The sequence below is a fragment of the Streptomyces sp. NPDC014870 genome, from assembly GCF_043081505.1.
GTDB lineage: Bacteria > Actinomycetota > Actinomycetes > Streptomycetales > Streptomycetaceae > Streptomyces.
In genome coordinates, this window is sequence record NZ_JBIBWQ010000006.1 from 500171 (window position 1) to 516471 (window position 16301).

At 72.2% G+C, this 16301-nt stretch carries 14 protein-coding genes; 7 read left to right on the forward strand and 7 right to left on the reverse strand.

Going from position 1 to position 16301, the window contains the following annotated elements; all coding sequences use genetic code 11:
- Positions 1-229: 229 nt before the first annotated feature.
- Both ACF09C_RS20310 and ACF09C_RS20315 read left to right on the forward strand, forming a co-directional pair.
- On the forward strand, positions 230-832 hold the full coding sequence (locus ACF09C_RS20310; RefSeq protein WP_392092954.1) for a GNAT family N-acetyltransferase: 603 nt from the start codon (positions 230-232) through the stop codon (positions 830-832).
- Between the two features lie 30 nt (positions 833-862).
- Positions 863-2026, forward strand: a complete 1164-nt coding sequence (locus ACF09C_RS20315) for a winged helix-turn-helix domain-containing protein (protein ID WP_392092956.1) — start codon at positions 863-865, stop codon at positions 2024-2026.
- Between the two features lie 126 nt (positions 2027-2152).
- Here ACF09C_RS20315 and ACF09C_RS20320 read toward each other — a convergent pair whose 3' ends face one another.
- From ACF09C_RS20320 to mtrA, 6 genes are all read right to left on the reverse strand, one after another.
- The gene (locus tag ACF09C_RS20320) at positions 2153-2908 is read right to left on the reverse strand and encodes a response regulator transcription factor (RefSeq protein WP_362423492.1); all 756 of its coding nucleotides are present in this window, start codon (positions 2906-2908) and stop codon (positions 2153-2155) included.
- A gap of 218 nt (positions 2909-3126) precedes the next feature.
- Complete coding sequence (gene hpf / locus ACF09C_RS20325) at positions 3127-3807, reverse strand: ribosome hibernation-promoting factor, HPF/YfiA family (protein WP_362423456.1); 681 nt, start codon at positions 3805-3807, stop codon at positions 3127-3129.
- A 341-nt stretch (positions 3808-4148) separates the two neighbouring features.
- Positions 4149-4904, reverse strand: a complete 756-nt coding sequence (locus tag ACF09C_RS20330; protein ID WP_392092959.1) for a ComF family protein — start codon at positions 4902-4904, stop codon at positions 4149-4151.
- Positions 4905-5017: 113 nt separating this feature from the next.
- On the reverse strand, positions 5018-6880 hold the full coding sequence (locus ACF09C_RS20335) for an LpqB family beta-propeller domain-containing protein (protein WP_392092961.1): 1863 nt from the start codon (positions 6878-6880) through the stop codon (positions 5018-5020).
- Positions 6870-8900, reverse strand: a complete 2031-nt coding sequence (mtrB, locus tag ACF09C_RS20340; RefSeq protein ID WP_392092962.1) for an MtrAB system histidine kinase MtrB — start codon at positions 8898-8900, stop codon at positions 6870-6872. The genes ACF09C_RS20335 and mtrB overlap by 11 nt, the downstream gene beginning before the upstream one ends.
- A 1-nt stretch (position 8901) precedes the next feature.
- Entirely contained in the window at positions 8902-9579 is a 678-nt protein-coding gene (mtrA, locus tag ACF09C_RS20345) for a two-component system response regulator MtrA (protein ID WP_055539974.1), read from the reverse strand.
- A 470-nt stretch (positions 9580-10049) separates the two neighbouring features.
- Here mtrA and ACF09C_RS20350 point away from each other — a divergent pair, with 470 nt between their 5' ends.
- Genes ACF09C_RS20350 through ACF09C_RS20370 form a run of 5 tightly spaced genes read left to right on the forward strand, consistent with a single transcriptional unit; the run spans position 10050 to position 15481 of the window.
- On the forward strand, positions 10050-11276 hold the full coding sequence (locus ACF09C_RS20350) for a hypothetical protein (RefSeq protein WP_392092964.1): 1227 nt from the start codon (positions 10050-10052) through the stop codon (positions 11274-11276).
- Positions 11277-11280: 4 nt separating this feature from the next.
- Positions 11281-11970 carry a DUF4129 domain-containing protein gene (locus tag ACF09C_RS20355; RefSeq protein WP_392092966.1) on the forward strand — a complete coding sequence of 230 codons (690 nt, stop codon included), beginning with the start codon at positions 11281-11283 and terminating at the stop codon, positions 11968-11970.
- Positions 11967-13178 carry a DUF4350 domain-containing protein gene (locus ACF09C_RS20360; protein ID WP_392092968.1) on the forward strand — a complete coding sequence of 404 codons (1212 nt, stop codon included), beginning with the start codon at positions 11967-11969 and terminating at the stop codon, positions 13176-13178. Before ACF09C_RS20355 ends, ACF09C_RS20360 begins: the two co-directional genes overlap by 4 nt.
- Complete coding sequence (locus tag ACF09C_RS20365) at positions 13175-14158, forward strand: AAA family ATPase (protein ID WP_392092970.1); 984 nt, start codon at positions 13175-13177, stop codon at positions 14156-14158. The genes ACF09C_RS20360 and ACF09C_RS20365 overlap by 4 nt, the downstream gene beginning before the upstream one ends.
- A 12-nt stretch (positions 14159-14170) precedes the next feature.
- The gene (locus tag ACF09C_RS20370; protein WP_392092972.1) at positions 14171-15481 is read left to right on the forward strand and encodes a DUF58 domain-containing protein; all 1311 of its coding nucleotides are present in this window, start codon (positions 14171-14173) and stop codon (positions 15479-15481) included.
- Positions 15482-15555: 74 nt separating this feature from the next.
- Here the strand turns inward: ACF09C_RS20370 and ACF09C_RS20375 are convergent, their stop codons facing one another.
- Entirely contained in the window at positions 15556-16056 is a 501-nt protein-coding gene (locus ACF09C_RS20375; protein WP_392092974.1) for a hypothetical protein, read from the reverse strand.
- Positions 16057-16301 lie beyond the last annotated feature (245 nt).

Below are 16301 nucleotides of genomic sequence, written 5' to 3' on the forward strand. Positions count from 1 at the left end.
GGGTCGTGTGATGGACTCGGGCGCGGGCACGGCAGGTGGTCCCCACCGCAACGGCCATCGTAAGCGAGACCGCCGCCGCGCCGGGAGGCCCGAGGGCCGGAGCGTCACCGCTGCCCGGAATGAGAACGCACGAGAAGCGCCGAAGGTGCCGCGCCACCCGAAAAGTGTTCGGCTCGCCCGGTCACGAAAACCGCTCGCCGCGGTGGTCCGCGCTGACCAGAATTCCGTCATGGAGCCGACGACACTGACCACGGACCGCCTGACCCTCGAGACCTTCGGGCCGGAGGACCTGGACGAGGTCCTCGCCCACTGCCAGGACCCCGACATCCAGCGCTGGACGACGGTGCCCTCGCCCTACGTCCGTCAGGACGCCGAGTTCTTCCTCAACCGGATCGTCCCGGACGGCTGGCGCAACGACACCGAGTACTCCTTCGCCGTACGGCTCCGGGAGGGCGGCCCGCTCCTCGCCGCCGCCGCGCTCCACCACCCGCGCTCGGGCAGCTGGGAGATCGGCTTCTGGACGGCCAAGGAGCACCGGGGCCGCGGCTACATGACGGAGACCGTCCTCGCCCTCGCCCGCTGGGCCTTCACGGACCTGGCCTGCACGCGCCTGGAGTGGCGGGCCGAGGTCGGCAACGTGGGCTCGCTGGCCACGGCCGAGAAGGCCGGATTCCGGATCGAGGGCGTCCTGCGGGCCGCACTGCCGAACAAGGGGGTCCTGCGGGACACCTGGGTGGGCTCGCTGCTCCCCTCCGACCTGGGGCTGCCGGGCTCCCTGCCGTATCTGCCGGCGCAGCCCGCCCAGCCGCCGGTTCCGCCTTCCGCGGCCTGAGTGTCAGTGCCGCCGTCTAGGGTGCGGATCATGACCACCACGCCGCAGCCCGTCGCCGAACTGTCCGCGGACGAAGCCCGCCGCATCGCCCTGCGCGCCCAGGGTTTCCTGGGGGCGCCCGACCGCCGCGCGGGCGTGCGGGGCGTGCTGCGTCACCTCGGGCAGGTCCAGCTCGACACGATCTCCGTCCTGGCCCGCTCGCACGAGCTGATCCCGTACGCGCGCCTGGGCGCCGTGGGCCGTACGACGGTCGAGGACGCGTACTGGACCGACGGCCACGCCTTCGAGTACTGGTCGCACGCGGCCTGCATCCTGCCGGTCGAGGAGTGGCCGCTGTTCGCCTTCCGGCGCCGCGCCTACCGCGGCCGCCCGCAGTGGTACCACGACCTGCCCGACGGCGCGTACGACGCGGTGATCAAGCAGCTGCGGGCCGAGGGCCCGCAGACGGCGACGGAGCTCGGCGGCGCGAAGAACAAGGGCGAGTGGTGGGACTGGTCCGAGTCGAAGATCGCCGTCGAGCGGGCCCTGATGTACGGCGAGGTGGTGTGCACCGAGCGGCGCGGCTGGAAGCGGGTCTACGACCTGGCCGAGCGGGCGATCCCGGACGCGGTGCTCCACGACGAGCTGGACGACACCGAGTGCCTCCGCCGGCTGGTCCGACAGGCGGGCGAGGCGCTCGGGGTGGGCACGCGCGCGGACATCGCCGACTACCACCGGCTGAAGAGCGAGCAGTTCGACGCGGTCGTCGAGGCCTCGGGCCTGGTCCCGGTCGCGGTCGCGGGCTGGTCCAAGCCGGCCTGGGCGGACCCGGCGGCGCTGGCGAGCGAGCCGCGCGGACGGCCCCGTACGACGCTGCTTTCGCCGTTCGACTCGCTGATCTGGGAGCGGCCGCGGACGGAGCGGATCTTCGGTTTCACGCACCGCCTGGAGGCGTACGTGCCGAAGCAGAAGCGCGTGCACGGCTACTTCGCGATGCCGCTGCTCGCGGGCGGCAAGCTGCTGGGCCGGGTGGACCCGGCCCGGGACGGCCGCACGCTGGTGGCCCGCCAGGTGTCCCTGGAGTCCGCCAAGGCGGTCGCGCCGATGGCTCAGGCACTGCGCGAGGCGGCCGAGTGGGTGGGCTGCGACGCGGTGCGCATCGAGCGCACGGACACCCCGGCGATCGCCAAGGCCCTGACCGCCGCCCTCGGCTGAGGACACACCGGGGGCGCCCCGCGGGGCGCGCATGCCCGGGGCGCGAGCCCTCGGGGCGCTTGCCCAGGACGCGAGCCCAGGACGCGTGGCCGGGGCGCGTGGCCGAGGGCGTGTGCCCCGCGGCCCTCACCTGATCTCGAGGATCTTCTCCCGCATCGCGTACACCACGGCCTCCATCCTGGAGTGCAGCTGCAGCTTCTCCAGGATGTTCCGGACGTGGTTCTTCACCGTGTTCTCGGAGATGAAGAGTTCCTTCGCGATGTCCCGGTTGTTCATCCCGGTGGCGACCAGCTTCAGCACCTCCAGCTCGCGATCGGTCAGCCGGGGCGCGGGCACAAGGCGGCGCTCGTCGGTCCGCTGGATCATCGACTTGAACTCGGTGAGGAGTTTGGACGCCATCGACGGCGAGATCTGCGACTGGCCGTCGGCCACCGCGCGAATCGCCGTGGCGACCTCGTCCGTGGAGATCTCCTTCAGGAGATAGCCGGTCGCGCCCGCCTTGATCGCGTCGTAGAGATCGGCCTCCTCGTCGCTGATCGTCAGCATGATGATCTTCGCGCTGGGGGCCACCTCCTTGATGGACGTACACGCCTCGATGCCGCCTCGTTTGGGCATCCGCACATCCATCAGGACGATGTCGGGCAACAAATCCGCGGCCTTGTCGACCGCCTCCGCCCCGTCACCCGCCTCGCCGACGACCTGGATGTCCTCCTCCTGGGCAAGGACGATCTCCAGACCCCGGCGAAAGAGGGCATGGTCGTCCACCACAAGGACCCGGATCGGCTCTTTGCGGGAGTCCCCGCTGGCCGAATCCGATCCCTCGGGGAAGGCCGCGCCATCGGACTCTCGCCCGCTGTGCACCGGCCCGAAGCTGTCCGCCATCGTTCCTCCCCCTGAAGGCCATGGCCTGAATTCGTGTTCGGTCCTCCAACCGCTGCTCAGGGAGCACCGGTTGGCGTGCACGCCATGATTTCATGCCCGGGCGACGACGCGGCGATCCCGTGGTCGCACGGGGGTGCCCCTGGGGGCGCACGGGGCGCTCCAGGGGCACCGAGATGGACAGTTGTGGATGTGGTGGGGGGGTGCCTGCGGGCTGCGGGTCAGCCGCCGAGGGCACCGCCGGCGCCGCCACCCTCGGCGAGCGGGTCGCTCTCCAGGTGGATGACGCCGTAGTCGTACGCGTGTCGCCGGTAGACGACACTCGGCTGCTTCGTGTCGGAGTCGACGAACAGATAGAAGTCGTGACCGACGAGTTCCATCTCGTAGAGCGCCTGGTCGAGGGTCATCGGGGCGGCCGCGTGCGTCTTCTCGCGGACCACCAGGGGGCCTTCGCCCTGTACTTCGATGGAGCCCATCATCGTGGTGGGCACGGCACCGGACTCCTCGGCGACCAGCTGGCCGTTCCCGTTGAGCTGGGCGACACCCGGCACCACGTCGGCGACCTCCGCGGCCGACAGCCGGCCGTTGCCGCGGCGGGTGTACCGCTTGTCGTGCTGCTTGCGCAGTCGCGCCTCGAGCTTGCCGTGGGCGAGGTCGAGCGCTGCGTACGGGTCGCCTGCTGCCGCTTCCGCCCGGATCACCGGGCCTCGGGAATGGACGGTGATCTCCACACGGTCGGACCGGTCGGCCTGCCGCGGGTTGTGCTCCTTGGACACCTCGACGTCGAGGCTGATCACCTTGCCGTCGAGCTTCTGGATCTTCTCCAGCTTCAGCTTCTCGGCCACGTGCTTGCGGAACCGCTCGGGCACCTCGGTCTTGCGGCCCTTGACGACGATGTCCACGCAGAACTCCGTTCCCGGATCGCTCAGATCGGCTCCTACGCCACTGAGCATCTCCCTTTGCACCAGACTCCGGTGAATGCCGGAGCCTCGGACTTGGCGACTTTCACCTCCTCCTCCCCAGTCGGCAAGATCCCCACCCCACCAACCTGAGGTTAATTCGCCCTGAACTCCTGTCCTGTAGGCGCACCCGTGCATTCGGTGAGGCGTAGCATTCGCCACTCCTCACAACCGAACATAGCTCGTTCGGTCGGGTGTCGGCACCCGCTGCGGCGACATACCTCCGTACGGGTGTATTCACCTCTCACCACCTGCAACGATGCAAGTCCCCGGGCAGTTCCGGTTTATGTCGAACGTATGTCGAACGACGATGGAGAACAGGCGACCACCGCCGCCGTCGGGCGTAGGGATCCTCTCTCCACATCTCCTCCGTTCAGTCCCGGAATGAACGAGGGGTGTACGGCACTCAGTGCCCGCGCCGCCTCGGCCAGCGACGCGCCCGTGGTCATCAGATCGTCGACGAGCACCACCCGCCCGCGTTCCATGAGCCGTGCACCGCCCGCCACGACCTCCAGTGCCCCGGCCAGATTGGCGAAACGTCCCGCGGCGCCGAGTCCCGACTGGTCCGCGACGGCACGACGCTGACGCAGGACCGGAATCACCCGTGCGGCCCGCCCCCGACGGCGCAACCGCCCCGCGGCGGCGAGCGCGACGCGCCGGGTCGGATCGTGGCCACGCGCCCGCACCGAGCGACGGGACGAGGGCACCGGTACGAGGAGAAGGGGGCCGGCCCCCGGGCTGTCACAGCGCCCGGCAGCCGCCTCCACGGCGCCCGCGAGCGCGCCGCCGAGCGGCTCGGCCAGACAGAGCGCGCCCCGCTCCTTGTGGGCGAGCAGCACGGAGCGCACGGCGTCGGCGTACGGCGCGGCGGCGTGCACCACCGGCAGCCCGGCCGGCTCGGGCAGGGGCGTGACCCGGCGCGGCCCGGGCCCGCTCAGCTCCTCGCGGCACGGCGGGCACAGCTCCGTACGGGGGCTGCCGCAGCCTCCACAGGCGACCGGCAGCACCAGCCCGGCGATCTCGCGCCACCACCCGCGCATGGCTCCACTGTCCTCCTGCGGAACCGACCCGGCCACCCCTGTGGACAACGCCCCACGAGCGCCCGGAGAGGCCCCTGGCGGCACGGCCCTGGAGGGACCCCGCGGCGCGCCGGCTACCCCGGGTAGACCGGCGCCCTGCCCGCGATCTTGACGAGCCGCTGCCAGTTCGCCCCGGGCACCAGTCGCACGATGCCGTCGTTGCCGGAGTCCGCGACGACCGGTGCCCTGTCGTCGTTGGGAGCGGTCACCGCCGTCACCCCGTTGAGGCCCGGCAGCACCGAGGCCGCCGACGTCGCGCCGTCGGTCTGGACGTACCGGACCTGCTGGACGCCACCGGCTTCCTTGCCGACCACCACGAGCCGGCTCGGGCCGGCCCAGGACACGGCCGTGACCGTCTCCATGCGCGGCGCCACGGCCTGCAGGTCCACGACCGAGACCGTCGGCCGCGTCGCGTCGCCCTCCCGCTCGACCCGCCCGATCTTCAGGGTCGTCCGGCCGTCCTTCTCCTTCAGGAGAAGGGCGATGCGCACGCCGTCCGCGGAGAGCCGCAGCGACTCCACGCGCACGCCGCCGGTCAGCCAGGGGGCCCGTACCTCGACAGGCGTGCCCTCACCGTCCGGCACGGTCCACAGCTTCGGGTCGGCCGGGTCGCGGTCGGCGACCCACAGGTCACCGCGCCCGTCCCAGCTCGGCACGGACAGCCGGTCCTCGGGCCGGGCCGCGGTGCTCGACACCAGCGGGGGCCGCAGCTCGTGGTCGGCGAGGATCGACGCCACGCGCAGCTCCTTGCCGTCCTTGCCGACCCCGGCCGCGCGGCTCTCGTCCCGGTCGACGGCGACCGACCGCAGCGGCGTCGCGCCCTTGCCGAACGGCCCCAGGGTCGTTTCGGCCGGCGCGTCCTCCTTGCCGCCGACCGGCAGCGTCCTGAGCATGCCCTCCTCGTCGACGAAGAACGGGTTCTCCGCCCGTCCCGAGTCGCGCACCGGAGCGAACTCCTCGGCCTGCGCCTTGGACAGCACGCACAGCCGGCCGCCGTCGGAACCCCGCTGCAGCTCCACCTGCTCGACCCGCACGGACGTCAGGTCGCCCAGGGTGAACAGCAGCTGGGCCGCCATCTCGCGGCACACCTCCCCGCCCACCCGGTCGGCCTTCGCGTTCAGCGGCACCTTCAGCGTCGACTGGTCGTCCGTCGCGAGCGCGGTGACACCGTCCTTCAGCCGCGTACCGGACGGGAAACGCGAATCGACGGCGGGTTGCAGCCAGTTCGTCGGCCCTTCGAGCAGCGCCTTGACGGTCTGCGTCACCGGGTCCATCCGGGTCACCGGGTCCTGCCGCTGCCGGATGTACACCGGGTCGGCGACGACCCAGTCCTCACCGGACGCGAAGTAGTACGTATTGACGGAGCGGTAGTTCCGCTGGAAGTCGGCCTCGCTGAGGACCAGACCGGGGGGCAGGTGGTCGATGCGCCACTCCTTGCCCTTCCCGTCGGCGGCGGGCTGCTGCACGACGTGGATGAAGTCCCGGTACTCGGTGGGCTTCCTCGGCTGGTAGGCGTGCCGGGCGTCGACGGTCGCGATCTGCCGGCCGCGGATCGGGTAGGACCGCCCCTGCGTCTCGGGGTCGGGCAGCCGGTCGGCCTGCTCGCGGTCCGGCGCCGTGGTGAGCACGTTGATGCTCTGCTCCGGCTTCCAGTTCTTCGCGGCCTGCTTCGTCAGATACTTCTTGGCCGTCGCGAACCCCGGATCGTCACTGGTCATGGCCTCCAGGAAGCCGTCGACGATCTCGTCCGGCTCGGCGTTCTCACGCGGCTGCACCGCGTAGACGCGGACCTGCGAGTCGCCCAGGTTGGACGCCTTCACCTGCCGTACGTCCCCGCCGTCGGGCATCGTCGCGCACCCGGCCACCAGCAGCCCGCCGCACGCGAGCAGCACGCTCGACCTGGCCGCCTTCCGCCCGCCTCGGAAGTCAGCGCCCACGTGTTCCGTCCTCCCCCTCGGCGTGCGTCGAGGCCCTCGCCTCACCGCTGTCGGCCTCCGCCGTGGCCCGCGCGACCACCCGGGCACCACTGCCCGGCAACGCCGTCGGATCCACCGTGGCCCGTGCCGCCGGCGGCACCCGCGGCGGTACGGGCAGGGCCGGCCGGGCTCCCCCGGGCTGCACCGGCAGCGACACCTGGCCCTGGTGCGTGGCGTTTCCCCGCGTCTCCCCGTGCGGGCGTCCCGGTCCCGGGACGCCGGGCCGGTTCCTGGCCTCCTCCCGGTTGCGCCGGGAGTCCTCCGGCTCCAGCGGGATCGGGGAGCCGCGCAGCGGCTCGTCCGCGGTCCGCGGCAGGGTGAGCCGGAACTGCGAGCCGCCGCCGGGCTCGCCCCAGGCCTGCAGCCAGCCGCCGTGCAGCCGCGCGTCCTCGACGGCGATGGACAGGCCGAGCCCCGTCCCGCCGGTGGTACGCGCGCGTGCCGGGTCGGCCCGCCAGAAGCGGTTGAACACCCGGGTCGCCTCGCCCGGCTTGAGGCCCACGCCGTAGTCCCGTACGGCGATCGCGACGGCCCCGCCTGCGGCGGCCAGCTTGACGACGACGTCCCGGCCGTCACCGTGCTCGACCGCGTTGACCACCAGGTTGCGCAGCACCCGCTCGACCCGGCGGGCGTCCGCCTCGGCCACGACCGGCTGCTCGTCGCCGACGACCACGATCCGGCCGCCCTTGCGTTCGGCGAGCGGCTCGGCGCCGCCGATCACCCGCCGTACGACCTGGCGCAGGTCTATCGGCTCGGCCTCCAGGGCCGCCGCTCCGGCGTCGAAGCGGCTGATCTCCAGCAGGTCGGCGAGCAGCGACTCGAAGCGGTCGAGCTGGTCGCCGAGCAGCTCGGCGGAGCGCGCGGTGACCGGGTCGAAGTCGACGCGCGCCTCGTGGATGACGTCGGCCGCCATCCGTACGGTCGTCAGCGGGGTCCGCAGCTCGTGCGACACGTCCGAGACGAACCGCCGCTGCATCCGCGACAGCTCCTCCAACTGCTGGATCTTCAGCTGGAGGTTCTGCGCCATCTTGTTGAAGGCCTCACCGAGGCGGGCGATGTCGTCCTCGCCGGTGACCTTCATCCGCTCCTGCAGCCGCCCGGCCGACAGCCGCTCGGCCACCCCCGCCGCCATCCGTACGGGCGTGACGATCTGGCGCACCACGAGCCAGGCGATCGCGCCGAGCAGGACCACGACGAACAGCCCGGCCGTCGCCAGAGTGCCCTTGACCAGGGTGAGGGAGTCCTCCTCCTGCGTCAGCGGGAAGAGGTAGTACAGCTCGTACTGGGTGCCCTCGGAGTCGTTGAGCCGCTTGCCGACGACGAGCCCCGGCTCGGAGCTCTTGCCGTTGGTGTAGTGGATCCGGGTGTACGTCTGGAAGGTGCCCGCGCCCTGCCCGACGGAGTGCCGCAGTTCGGCGGGGATGCTCGTGGCGGGGTCGACCTCGCCGGAGGCGCGGGCGCCCCGGCTCGCGGGCCCGTCCGAGTCCTCCAGGGAGAGCGCGACCACGTTGAACGCGCTCTGGCCACCGCTGGCGAGCTGCTCGACCAGCGTGGAACGCCAGGTGAGCGAGGAACCGGCCCGGCCGCCCTCCTGCCCGCCCGGCCCGGCCGGCGTGGTCGCCGCCTTGTCCTGGGCGGCGGAGAACCCGCCGGCCGCCTGGCTCTGGGCGGCCTGCTCCTTGGCGTCGAGGAGCCCGTTGCGGACCTGGCCGATGACGACCAGGCCGAGCAGCAGCACCACGCCGAGCGACATCAGCAGCGTGCCCGCGACCACCCGCAGCTGGATGTTCCGCCGCCACAGCCGTACGGCGGGCAGCAGCGGACGACGCACCCAGCGCGCGAGGAGCCGGAGCGCCGAACCACCCGGCGCCCCGTCCTGGAGCAGACGGCCGAAACGCGAGCCCCCCCGCCCCGGTCCGGCAGCCCGCCCCGACCGGACTCCTCGGTCCCCGGCCTTTGGAGCAGCACTGCCCATACTCATGTCAGCTCGGCCCCGCCTTGTAACCGACGCCCCGGACGGTCACCACGATCTCCGGCCGCTCCGGGTCCTTCTCGACCTTCGAGCGCAGCCGCTGGACGTGCACGTTCACCAGCCGGGTGTCGGCCGCGTGGCGGTAGCCCCAGACCTGCTCCAGCAGGACCTCGCGGGTGAACACCTGCCACGGCTTGCGCGCCAGCGCGACCAGCAGGTCGAACTCGAGCGGCGTCAGGGCGATGGACTGCCCGTCCCGCTTCACCGAGTGCCCGGCCACGTCGATGACCAGGTCACCGATGGCGAGCTGCTCAGGGGCGGGCTCCTCCGACCTCCGCAGCCGCGCCCTGATCCGGGCGACGAGCTCCTTCGGCTTGAACGGCTTGACGATGTAGTCGTCGGCCCCGGACTCCAGGCCCACGACGACGTCGACGGTGTCGCTCTTGGCCGTCAGCATGACGATGGGCACGCCGGACTCGGCCCTGATGAGCCGGCACACCTCGATGCCGTCCCTTCCGGGCAGCATCAGGTCCAGCAGCACCAGGTCCGGCTTGACCTCGCGGAATGCCGCGAGCGCCTTGTCGCCGTCCGCGACGAACGACGGCTCGAACCCTTCACCCCGCAGCACGATCCCGAGCATCTCGGCCAGTGCGGTGTCGTCGTCGACGACGAGAACGCGTCCCTTCATATCGACATCATCCCATTTCCGTATCAGTCTCAAGGCGGCTGGTGAGATACCTCACTGACCTGCGGTGACGTCCGCGGTTGCCCACCGTTGACGGTCGGTGTCCGTGAGTGTCGATACCGGACATGGATGTCACCCCCGTAACCCCCGTCAGCCGTGCTGAACCGTACCCTGAGCGGCCCCACTCAGCCCACGGGAACACCTCCGCCCGCACCACCGGCCGCTCCCCCGCGACGGCCGCTCGCCCAGCGCCCGCCGCGTTTTGTCCCCACTGATCAGACATCCGCCCGATCTGCGCCCGGTCCCCGTCCACGGTGGGATCGATGGCGGTACGAACGTGATACAGGCCCCCGCCCGCCGAAGGGCCCCTCGTGGCACGATGGCTCACGGCCCGCCGCCCCCATGGGGACGGCCCCTGTGACCGTGCCGGCTCGCCGAGTCGGCCCCGCGACCATTCCTCGAGGTGGACGACCGTGAACGACACTCCGGGCTGGACCTCGCCCGGGTCCGCTCCCTCCGACGGCCAGGACGGCGCCGGGGTCCCCCGGCCCGCGACGCCCGGTGACGTGAACGACTCCGCCCCCCAGTGGTCCAAGGACCAGCCGCCCGCCGGACAGTGGTCCCCGCCGACCGCCCCGGTCCCCGGGCAGGCACCTGCACCCCGCCCCGGCCAGGGCTGGGGCGGACAGCCGCCCTACGGCAACTGGGGGCGGCCCCCGGCCGCCAAGCCCGGTGTGATCCCGCTGCGCCCCCTGGGCATGGGCGAGATCCTCGACGGCGCGGTGTCGACGATGCGCACCTACTGGCGCACGGTCCTCACGATCACGGTCACCGTCGCGGTGATCTCGCAGATCGCCGAGATCCTCGTCCAGCGCTACCTGGTCCCCACGCCGCCCGCGATCAACCGGGACGCGACCCCGGACGAGGCCCTGGCCCAGCTCGGCGACTCCCTGCAGACGAGCCTGATCGCCTCCATCCCGGCGTTCCTCATCCTCATCATGGCCACCCTGGTCAGCGCCGCGCTGCTCACCGTGGTCATCAGCCGCGCGGTCCTCGGCCGCCCGGTCACGCTCGGCGCCGCCTGGCAGGAGGCCAGGCCCCGGGTGCTCAAGCTCTGCGGGCTGACCCTGCTCCTGCCGCTGATGAGCGCGGGCATCATGACCGTCGCCCTGCTGCCCGGTCTCCTCATCGGCTCCGCGGCCGGCGCGCTGCTCGTCGCCCTGGGCGCGCTGGGCGGACTGGTGGTCGTCATCTGGCTGATGGTCCGCTTCAGCCTGGCCTCGCCCGCCCTGATGCTGGAACGGCAGGGCGTCATCACGTCGCTGAAGCGGTCCGCCAAGCTGGTCCAGGGCTCCTGGTGGCGGATCTTCGGCATCACGCTGCTGACCCAGCTGATCATCCTGCTGGTCGCGATGATCGTCCTCGTCCCGTTCACCATCGCCGGAATGGCGGCGGACGGCGACGGGTTCAGCAGCCTGCTCTCCGACTCCACCCCCGAGTTCGGCTGGCCCTTCCTGATCATCACCGGCATCGGCAGCGTCCTCATCAACGCGATCACGTACCCGATCTCGGCCGGTGTGACCGTCCTCCTCTACGTCGACCAGCGCATCCGCCGCGAAGCCCTGGACCTCGAACTCGCCCGAGCCGCCGGTGTCCCCGGCTACGGCCCCGCCCCCGGCGAACCGGCCACCGGGAGCTGACGGGGTGATCGAAACGGGGGGCACGATCACGGCGCGGCGGCCGTTCCTGGGCGCCGACGACGTACCGGTGGACGTTCCCCGCGACCCCGCACGGGAGGCGGCGGAGCGGGAACTGTCCAAACCGATGTACCACGAGAACGACCCCAGCCTCCTCGAACGCGGCCTGAACCGCTTCTGGGAATGGGTCGGCGGCCTCTTCGACGCGGCCGCGAGCGCGACCCCCGGCGGCCTGCTCGGACTGGTCGTACTCGTCGTGGTCGTACTCGCCCTGGTCGCCGCGCTCTGGTGGCGGCTCGGCACCCCCCGACGCACCTCCGCCGACGGCGACTCCCTCTTCGAGGACGGCCCCCGCACCGCGGACGACCACCGGACCGCCGCCGCCCGACACGCCGCCGCAGGCCGCTGGAACCAGGCCGTCCAGGAGCGGATGCGAGCCATCGTCCGCTCCCTGGAGGAGCGCACGCTGCTCGACCCCCGCCCCGGCCGCACCGCCGACGAGGCCGCCGCCGAGGCCGCCCGCACCCTGCCCGCCCACACCGACGAACTCCGCGCCGCGGCCCGCTCCTTCGACGACGTCACATACGGCGGCCGCACCGCCGACGAAGCCGCGTACCGCCGCATCGAGAACCTGGACACCTCCCTGGAGCGGACCAGGCCGACCCTCGACACCGCCGACGCGGGGGCGCCCGTATGAGCCGGCCCCGTACCAGCACCACCTCGACCTCGCTCGCACCCCGCCAGCTCTGGGCCCGGGCCCGCGGTGTGCTCGTCGTCCTCGCCCTGGTCCTCATCGGCGGCCTGGTCCTGGCGACCGTGCGCTCCGCCGACCACCACGGCCACCTCGACCCGCGCTCGGCCGACCCCAACGGCAGCCGCGCCGTCGCCGAGATCCTCAGGGCCCAGGGCGTCACCGTCCAGGTGGTCACCACCCTCGACGAGGCCACGACCGCCGCCGACGCCGACAGCACCCTCCTGGTCACCACACCGGACCTGCTGACCGACCATCAGCAGACCGTCCTGCGGCGGACCATGACCGCCTCCGGCGGCCGCACCGTCCTCGTCGGCGCCGGATCCGCGTCCCTCGGCACCCTCGCCCCCGACGTCACCACGGCACCCAGCACCTCGGTGAAGGCCCGCGAACCGCACTGCGCCCTTCCCGCCGCCGTGCGCGCCGGCAGCGTCGACATCGGCGGCGAGCGCTACACCGTCGACACCGACGGCGCGACCACCTGCTACCCCGCCGACGACCGGCCCACCCTCGTCGCGCTGTCCACCCCCGGAGGCGGTGACACCGTCCTCCTCGGCTCGGCCGACATCCTCACCAACGAACGTCTCGACGAGCAGGGCAACGCCTCGCTCGCCCTGCAGCTCCTCGGCTCCCGCCCGCATCTCCTCTGGTACCTCCCCTCCCTGACAGATCCGTCCGCCGCCGACGGCACTCCCGGGAACGGGACCCCCGAAAGCACCACCGACTCCTTCTTCTCGCTCGTCCCCCCGGGCTGGCTCTGGGGGACGCTCCAACTCGCCCTGGCCGCCGTCCTCGCCGCCATCTGGCGAGGACGGCGCCTGGGCCCCCTGGTGACCGAACCCCTCCCGGTCGCCATCCGCGCCTCCGAGGCCACCGAGGGCCGCGCCCGCCTCTACCGCAAGGCCGACGCCCGCGACCGCGCCGCCGCCGTCCTGCGCACCGCGACCCGCACCCGGATCGCCCCGCTCCTCGGCGTCGCCGCCCAGGACGCGCACTCCCCCGAGACCCTGCTCCCCGCGCTCTCCACGAGGCTCCCCGGAACCGGCGCGGACCCCAGGGACCTGCTCTTCGGCCCGGCCCCCGCCGACGACGCCGCACTCATCCACCTGGCTGACCAACTAGACGCCCTCGAAAGAGAGGTACGCACCTCATGAGCGCCCCGACCCCCGAGACCCCGACGAGCTCGGACAGCGCCCGCGCCTCCCTGGAGGCCCTGCGCACCGAAATCGGGAAGGCCGTGGTCGGCCAGGACCCCGCCGTCACCGGTCTCGTCGTCGCCCTCCTGTGCCGGGGCCACGTACTCCTCGAAGGCGTCCCCGGCGTCGCCAAGACGCTGCTGGTCCGCGCGCTCGCGGCAACGCTCGAACTCGACACCAAGCGCGTCCAGTTCACCCCCGACCTGATGCCGAGCGATGTCACCGGCTCCCTCGTCTACGACGCCCGCACCGCCGAGTTCTCCTTCCAGCCCGGCCCGGTCTTCACCCACCTGCTGCTCGCCGACGAGATCAACCGGACGCCCCCCAAGACCCAGTCCTCCCTCCTCGAGGCCATGGAGGAACGCCAGGTCACCGTCGACGGAATCCCCCGTCCGCTCCCGGACCCGTTCCTCGTCGCGGCGACCCAGAACCCGGTCGAGTACGAGGGCACCTATCCGCTCCCCGAAGCCCAACTCGACCGCTTCCTGCTGAAGCTGACGGTCCCGCTGCCCTCTCGCGAGGACGAGATCAACGTCCTGACCCGGCACGCGAACGGCTTCAACCCCCGCGACCTCCAGGCCGCCGGAGTCCGACCGGTCGCCGGCCCCGCCGAACTCGAGGCCGCCCGCGATGCCGTCGCCAAGACCTCGGTGAGCCCCGAGATCGCCGGCTATGTCGTCGATATCTGTCGTGCCACGCGTGATTCCCCCTCACTCACCCTCGGCGTCTCCCCCCGAGGTGCCACGGCCCTGCTCTCCACCGCCCGCGCCTGGGCCTGGCTCACCGGCCGGGACTACGTCACCCCGGACGATGTGAAGGCCCTCGCGCTCCCCACGCTCCGCCACCGCGTCCAACTCCGCCCGGAGGCCGAGATGGAGGGCGTCACCGCCGACTCCGTCATCAACTCGATCCTCGCCCACGTCCCCGTACCCCGCTGAGAACGGCGCCCCATGGCCCTCACCGGACGAACCGCCCTGCTCGCCGCTCTCGGATCACTCCCCGTGGGCATCCTCGCCCCCAGCTGGACGGGGATGCTCGCGGTGAACGCACCCCTCGCACTCGCAATTCTGTGCGACTACGCGAGGGCCGCGCCAGTGCGAACGCTGCAGTTCACCCGAAGCGGTGACACAACAGTTCGACTGGGTGACGCCGCCGAGGTCCAGCTCACCGTCACCAACCCCTCCAGCCGCCGCCTGCGCGCCCAGCTCCGCGACGCCTGGCCGCCCAGCAGCTGGCTGCCCGGCTCCGAACAGGCCGCCTCACGCCACACGTTGACCGTCCCCGCCGGCGAACGCCGACGCCTCACGACGTCCCTGCGCCCCACCCGTCGAGGCGACCGCCACGCCGTCCGCGTCACCGTCCGCTCCTACGGCCCCCTCGGCCTGGCCGCCCGACAGGGCAACCACACCGTGCCGTGGACGCTGCGCGTTCTGCCCTCCTTCGCCAGCCGCAAGCACCTGCCGTCACGCCTTGCCCGCCTCCGCGAGCTCGACGGCCGCACCAGCGTCCTCACCCGCGGCGAGGGCACCGAGTTCGACAGCCTCCGCGAGTACGTCCCCGGCGACGACACCCGCTCCATCGACTGGCGGGCCACGGCCCGCCAGACCACCGTCGCCGTCCGCACCTGGCGCCCCGAGCGCGACCGCCACATCCTCATCGTCCTCGACACCGGCCGCACCTCCGCCGGACGCGTCGGGGACGTCCCCCGCCTCGACGCCGCGATGGACGCCGCCCTCCTCCTCACCGCCCTCGCCGCACGCGCCGGTGACCGCGTCGACCTCCTGGCCTACGACCGCCGACTCCGCGCCCAGGTACAGGGCCGCTCCGCCGGCGACGTCCTGCCGGCCGTCGTCAACGCCCTCGCCCCGCTCGAACCCGAACTCGTGGAGACGGACGCCCGAGGCCTTGCCGCCACCGCCCTGGCCCGAGCCCCGCGCCGCTCCCTCCTCGTGCTGCTGACCAGCCTCGACGCGGCCCCGATCGAGGAGGGCCTCCTCCCGGTGCTCCCTCAGCTCACCCAGCGCCACACGGTCCTGCTGGCCTCGGTAGCGGACCCGCACACGGCCGACATGGCCACCCGCCGCGGCACGATCGACGGCGTCTACGAAGCCGCGGCCGCCACCCAGGCCCAGGCCCAGCGCCACCGCACGGCCGACCAGCTCCGTCGCCACGGGGTCACGGTCGTCGACGCCACTCCCGACAACCTGGCCCCGGCCCTGGCCGACGCCTACCTGGCCCTGAAGGCCGCCGGCCGCCTCTGACCCACACGAACCGGTGGTCGGCGCGGCGAACACGCCGCACCGACCACCGATATCGCTCACTGCATCCGAATCAATCAACGGAACACGACGGAGGCCTCCCCGGCCGCGGCACTGAAGGACCCCGGGCACAGGAACGAGCCCGAGACCTTGGATGCCGTGAACGGCGTGTTCAGGTACTTCCTGGTGGCCCCGTCCCGGTTCCAGACGATGTTCGTCGCCTTGTACCGGCAGGAGACGAACGACTGCTGCCCGGTGATGTCGATGACGTCGGTCCTCGCGGTACCGGCGGCATCGTCGAAGGTGAAGGCCGGGTTGTTGTTGAGCGAGGCGGATATGCCCCCGCCGCACGTCAGGTTGCCACCAGGCTTGTTGATGGTGGCCCGGTCGACGGTGAGAGCGCTCGGCGGACTGGCACTGGCGGTGGCGTTGGTCCAGCTGCAGGTGTTCCCCGAGACGACGATCACTCCGTCGACCTTGCGCTCCTCAGTCGTGTCGGCGTACGCCGTCGTGGAAGCACCGATGCCGGCCGCGATCACCAAGGCAGCCAATCCGGTCAGTGTGGGGGTGTACTTCATGTCAGTCGCTCCTCCTTGCCACAGCGTTGTGGGTGGGGGGAACCCGAGCCGCTGGGTGAGCCACCCGGGTTCGGAGTGCGGTGCGCCACGAGGGTGCCACAGCGACCTTGAAATGTCATGGCCACATCAAGAGATGGCCGAAAGAAGCGCAACGCAAAAATGCCTCAACCCCCGGACCAGGTCCGGGGGTTGAGGCTAAAAATTGTTCGGCGGCGTCCTACTCTCCCACAGGGTCCCCCCTGCAG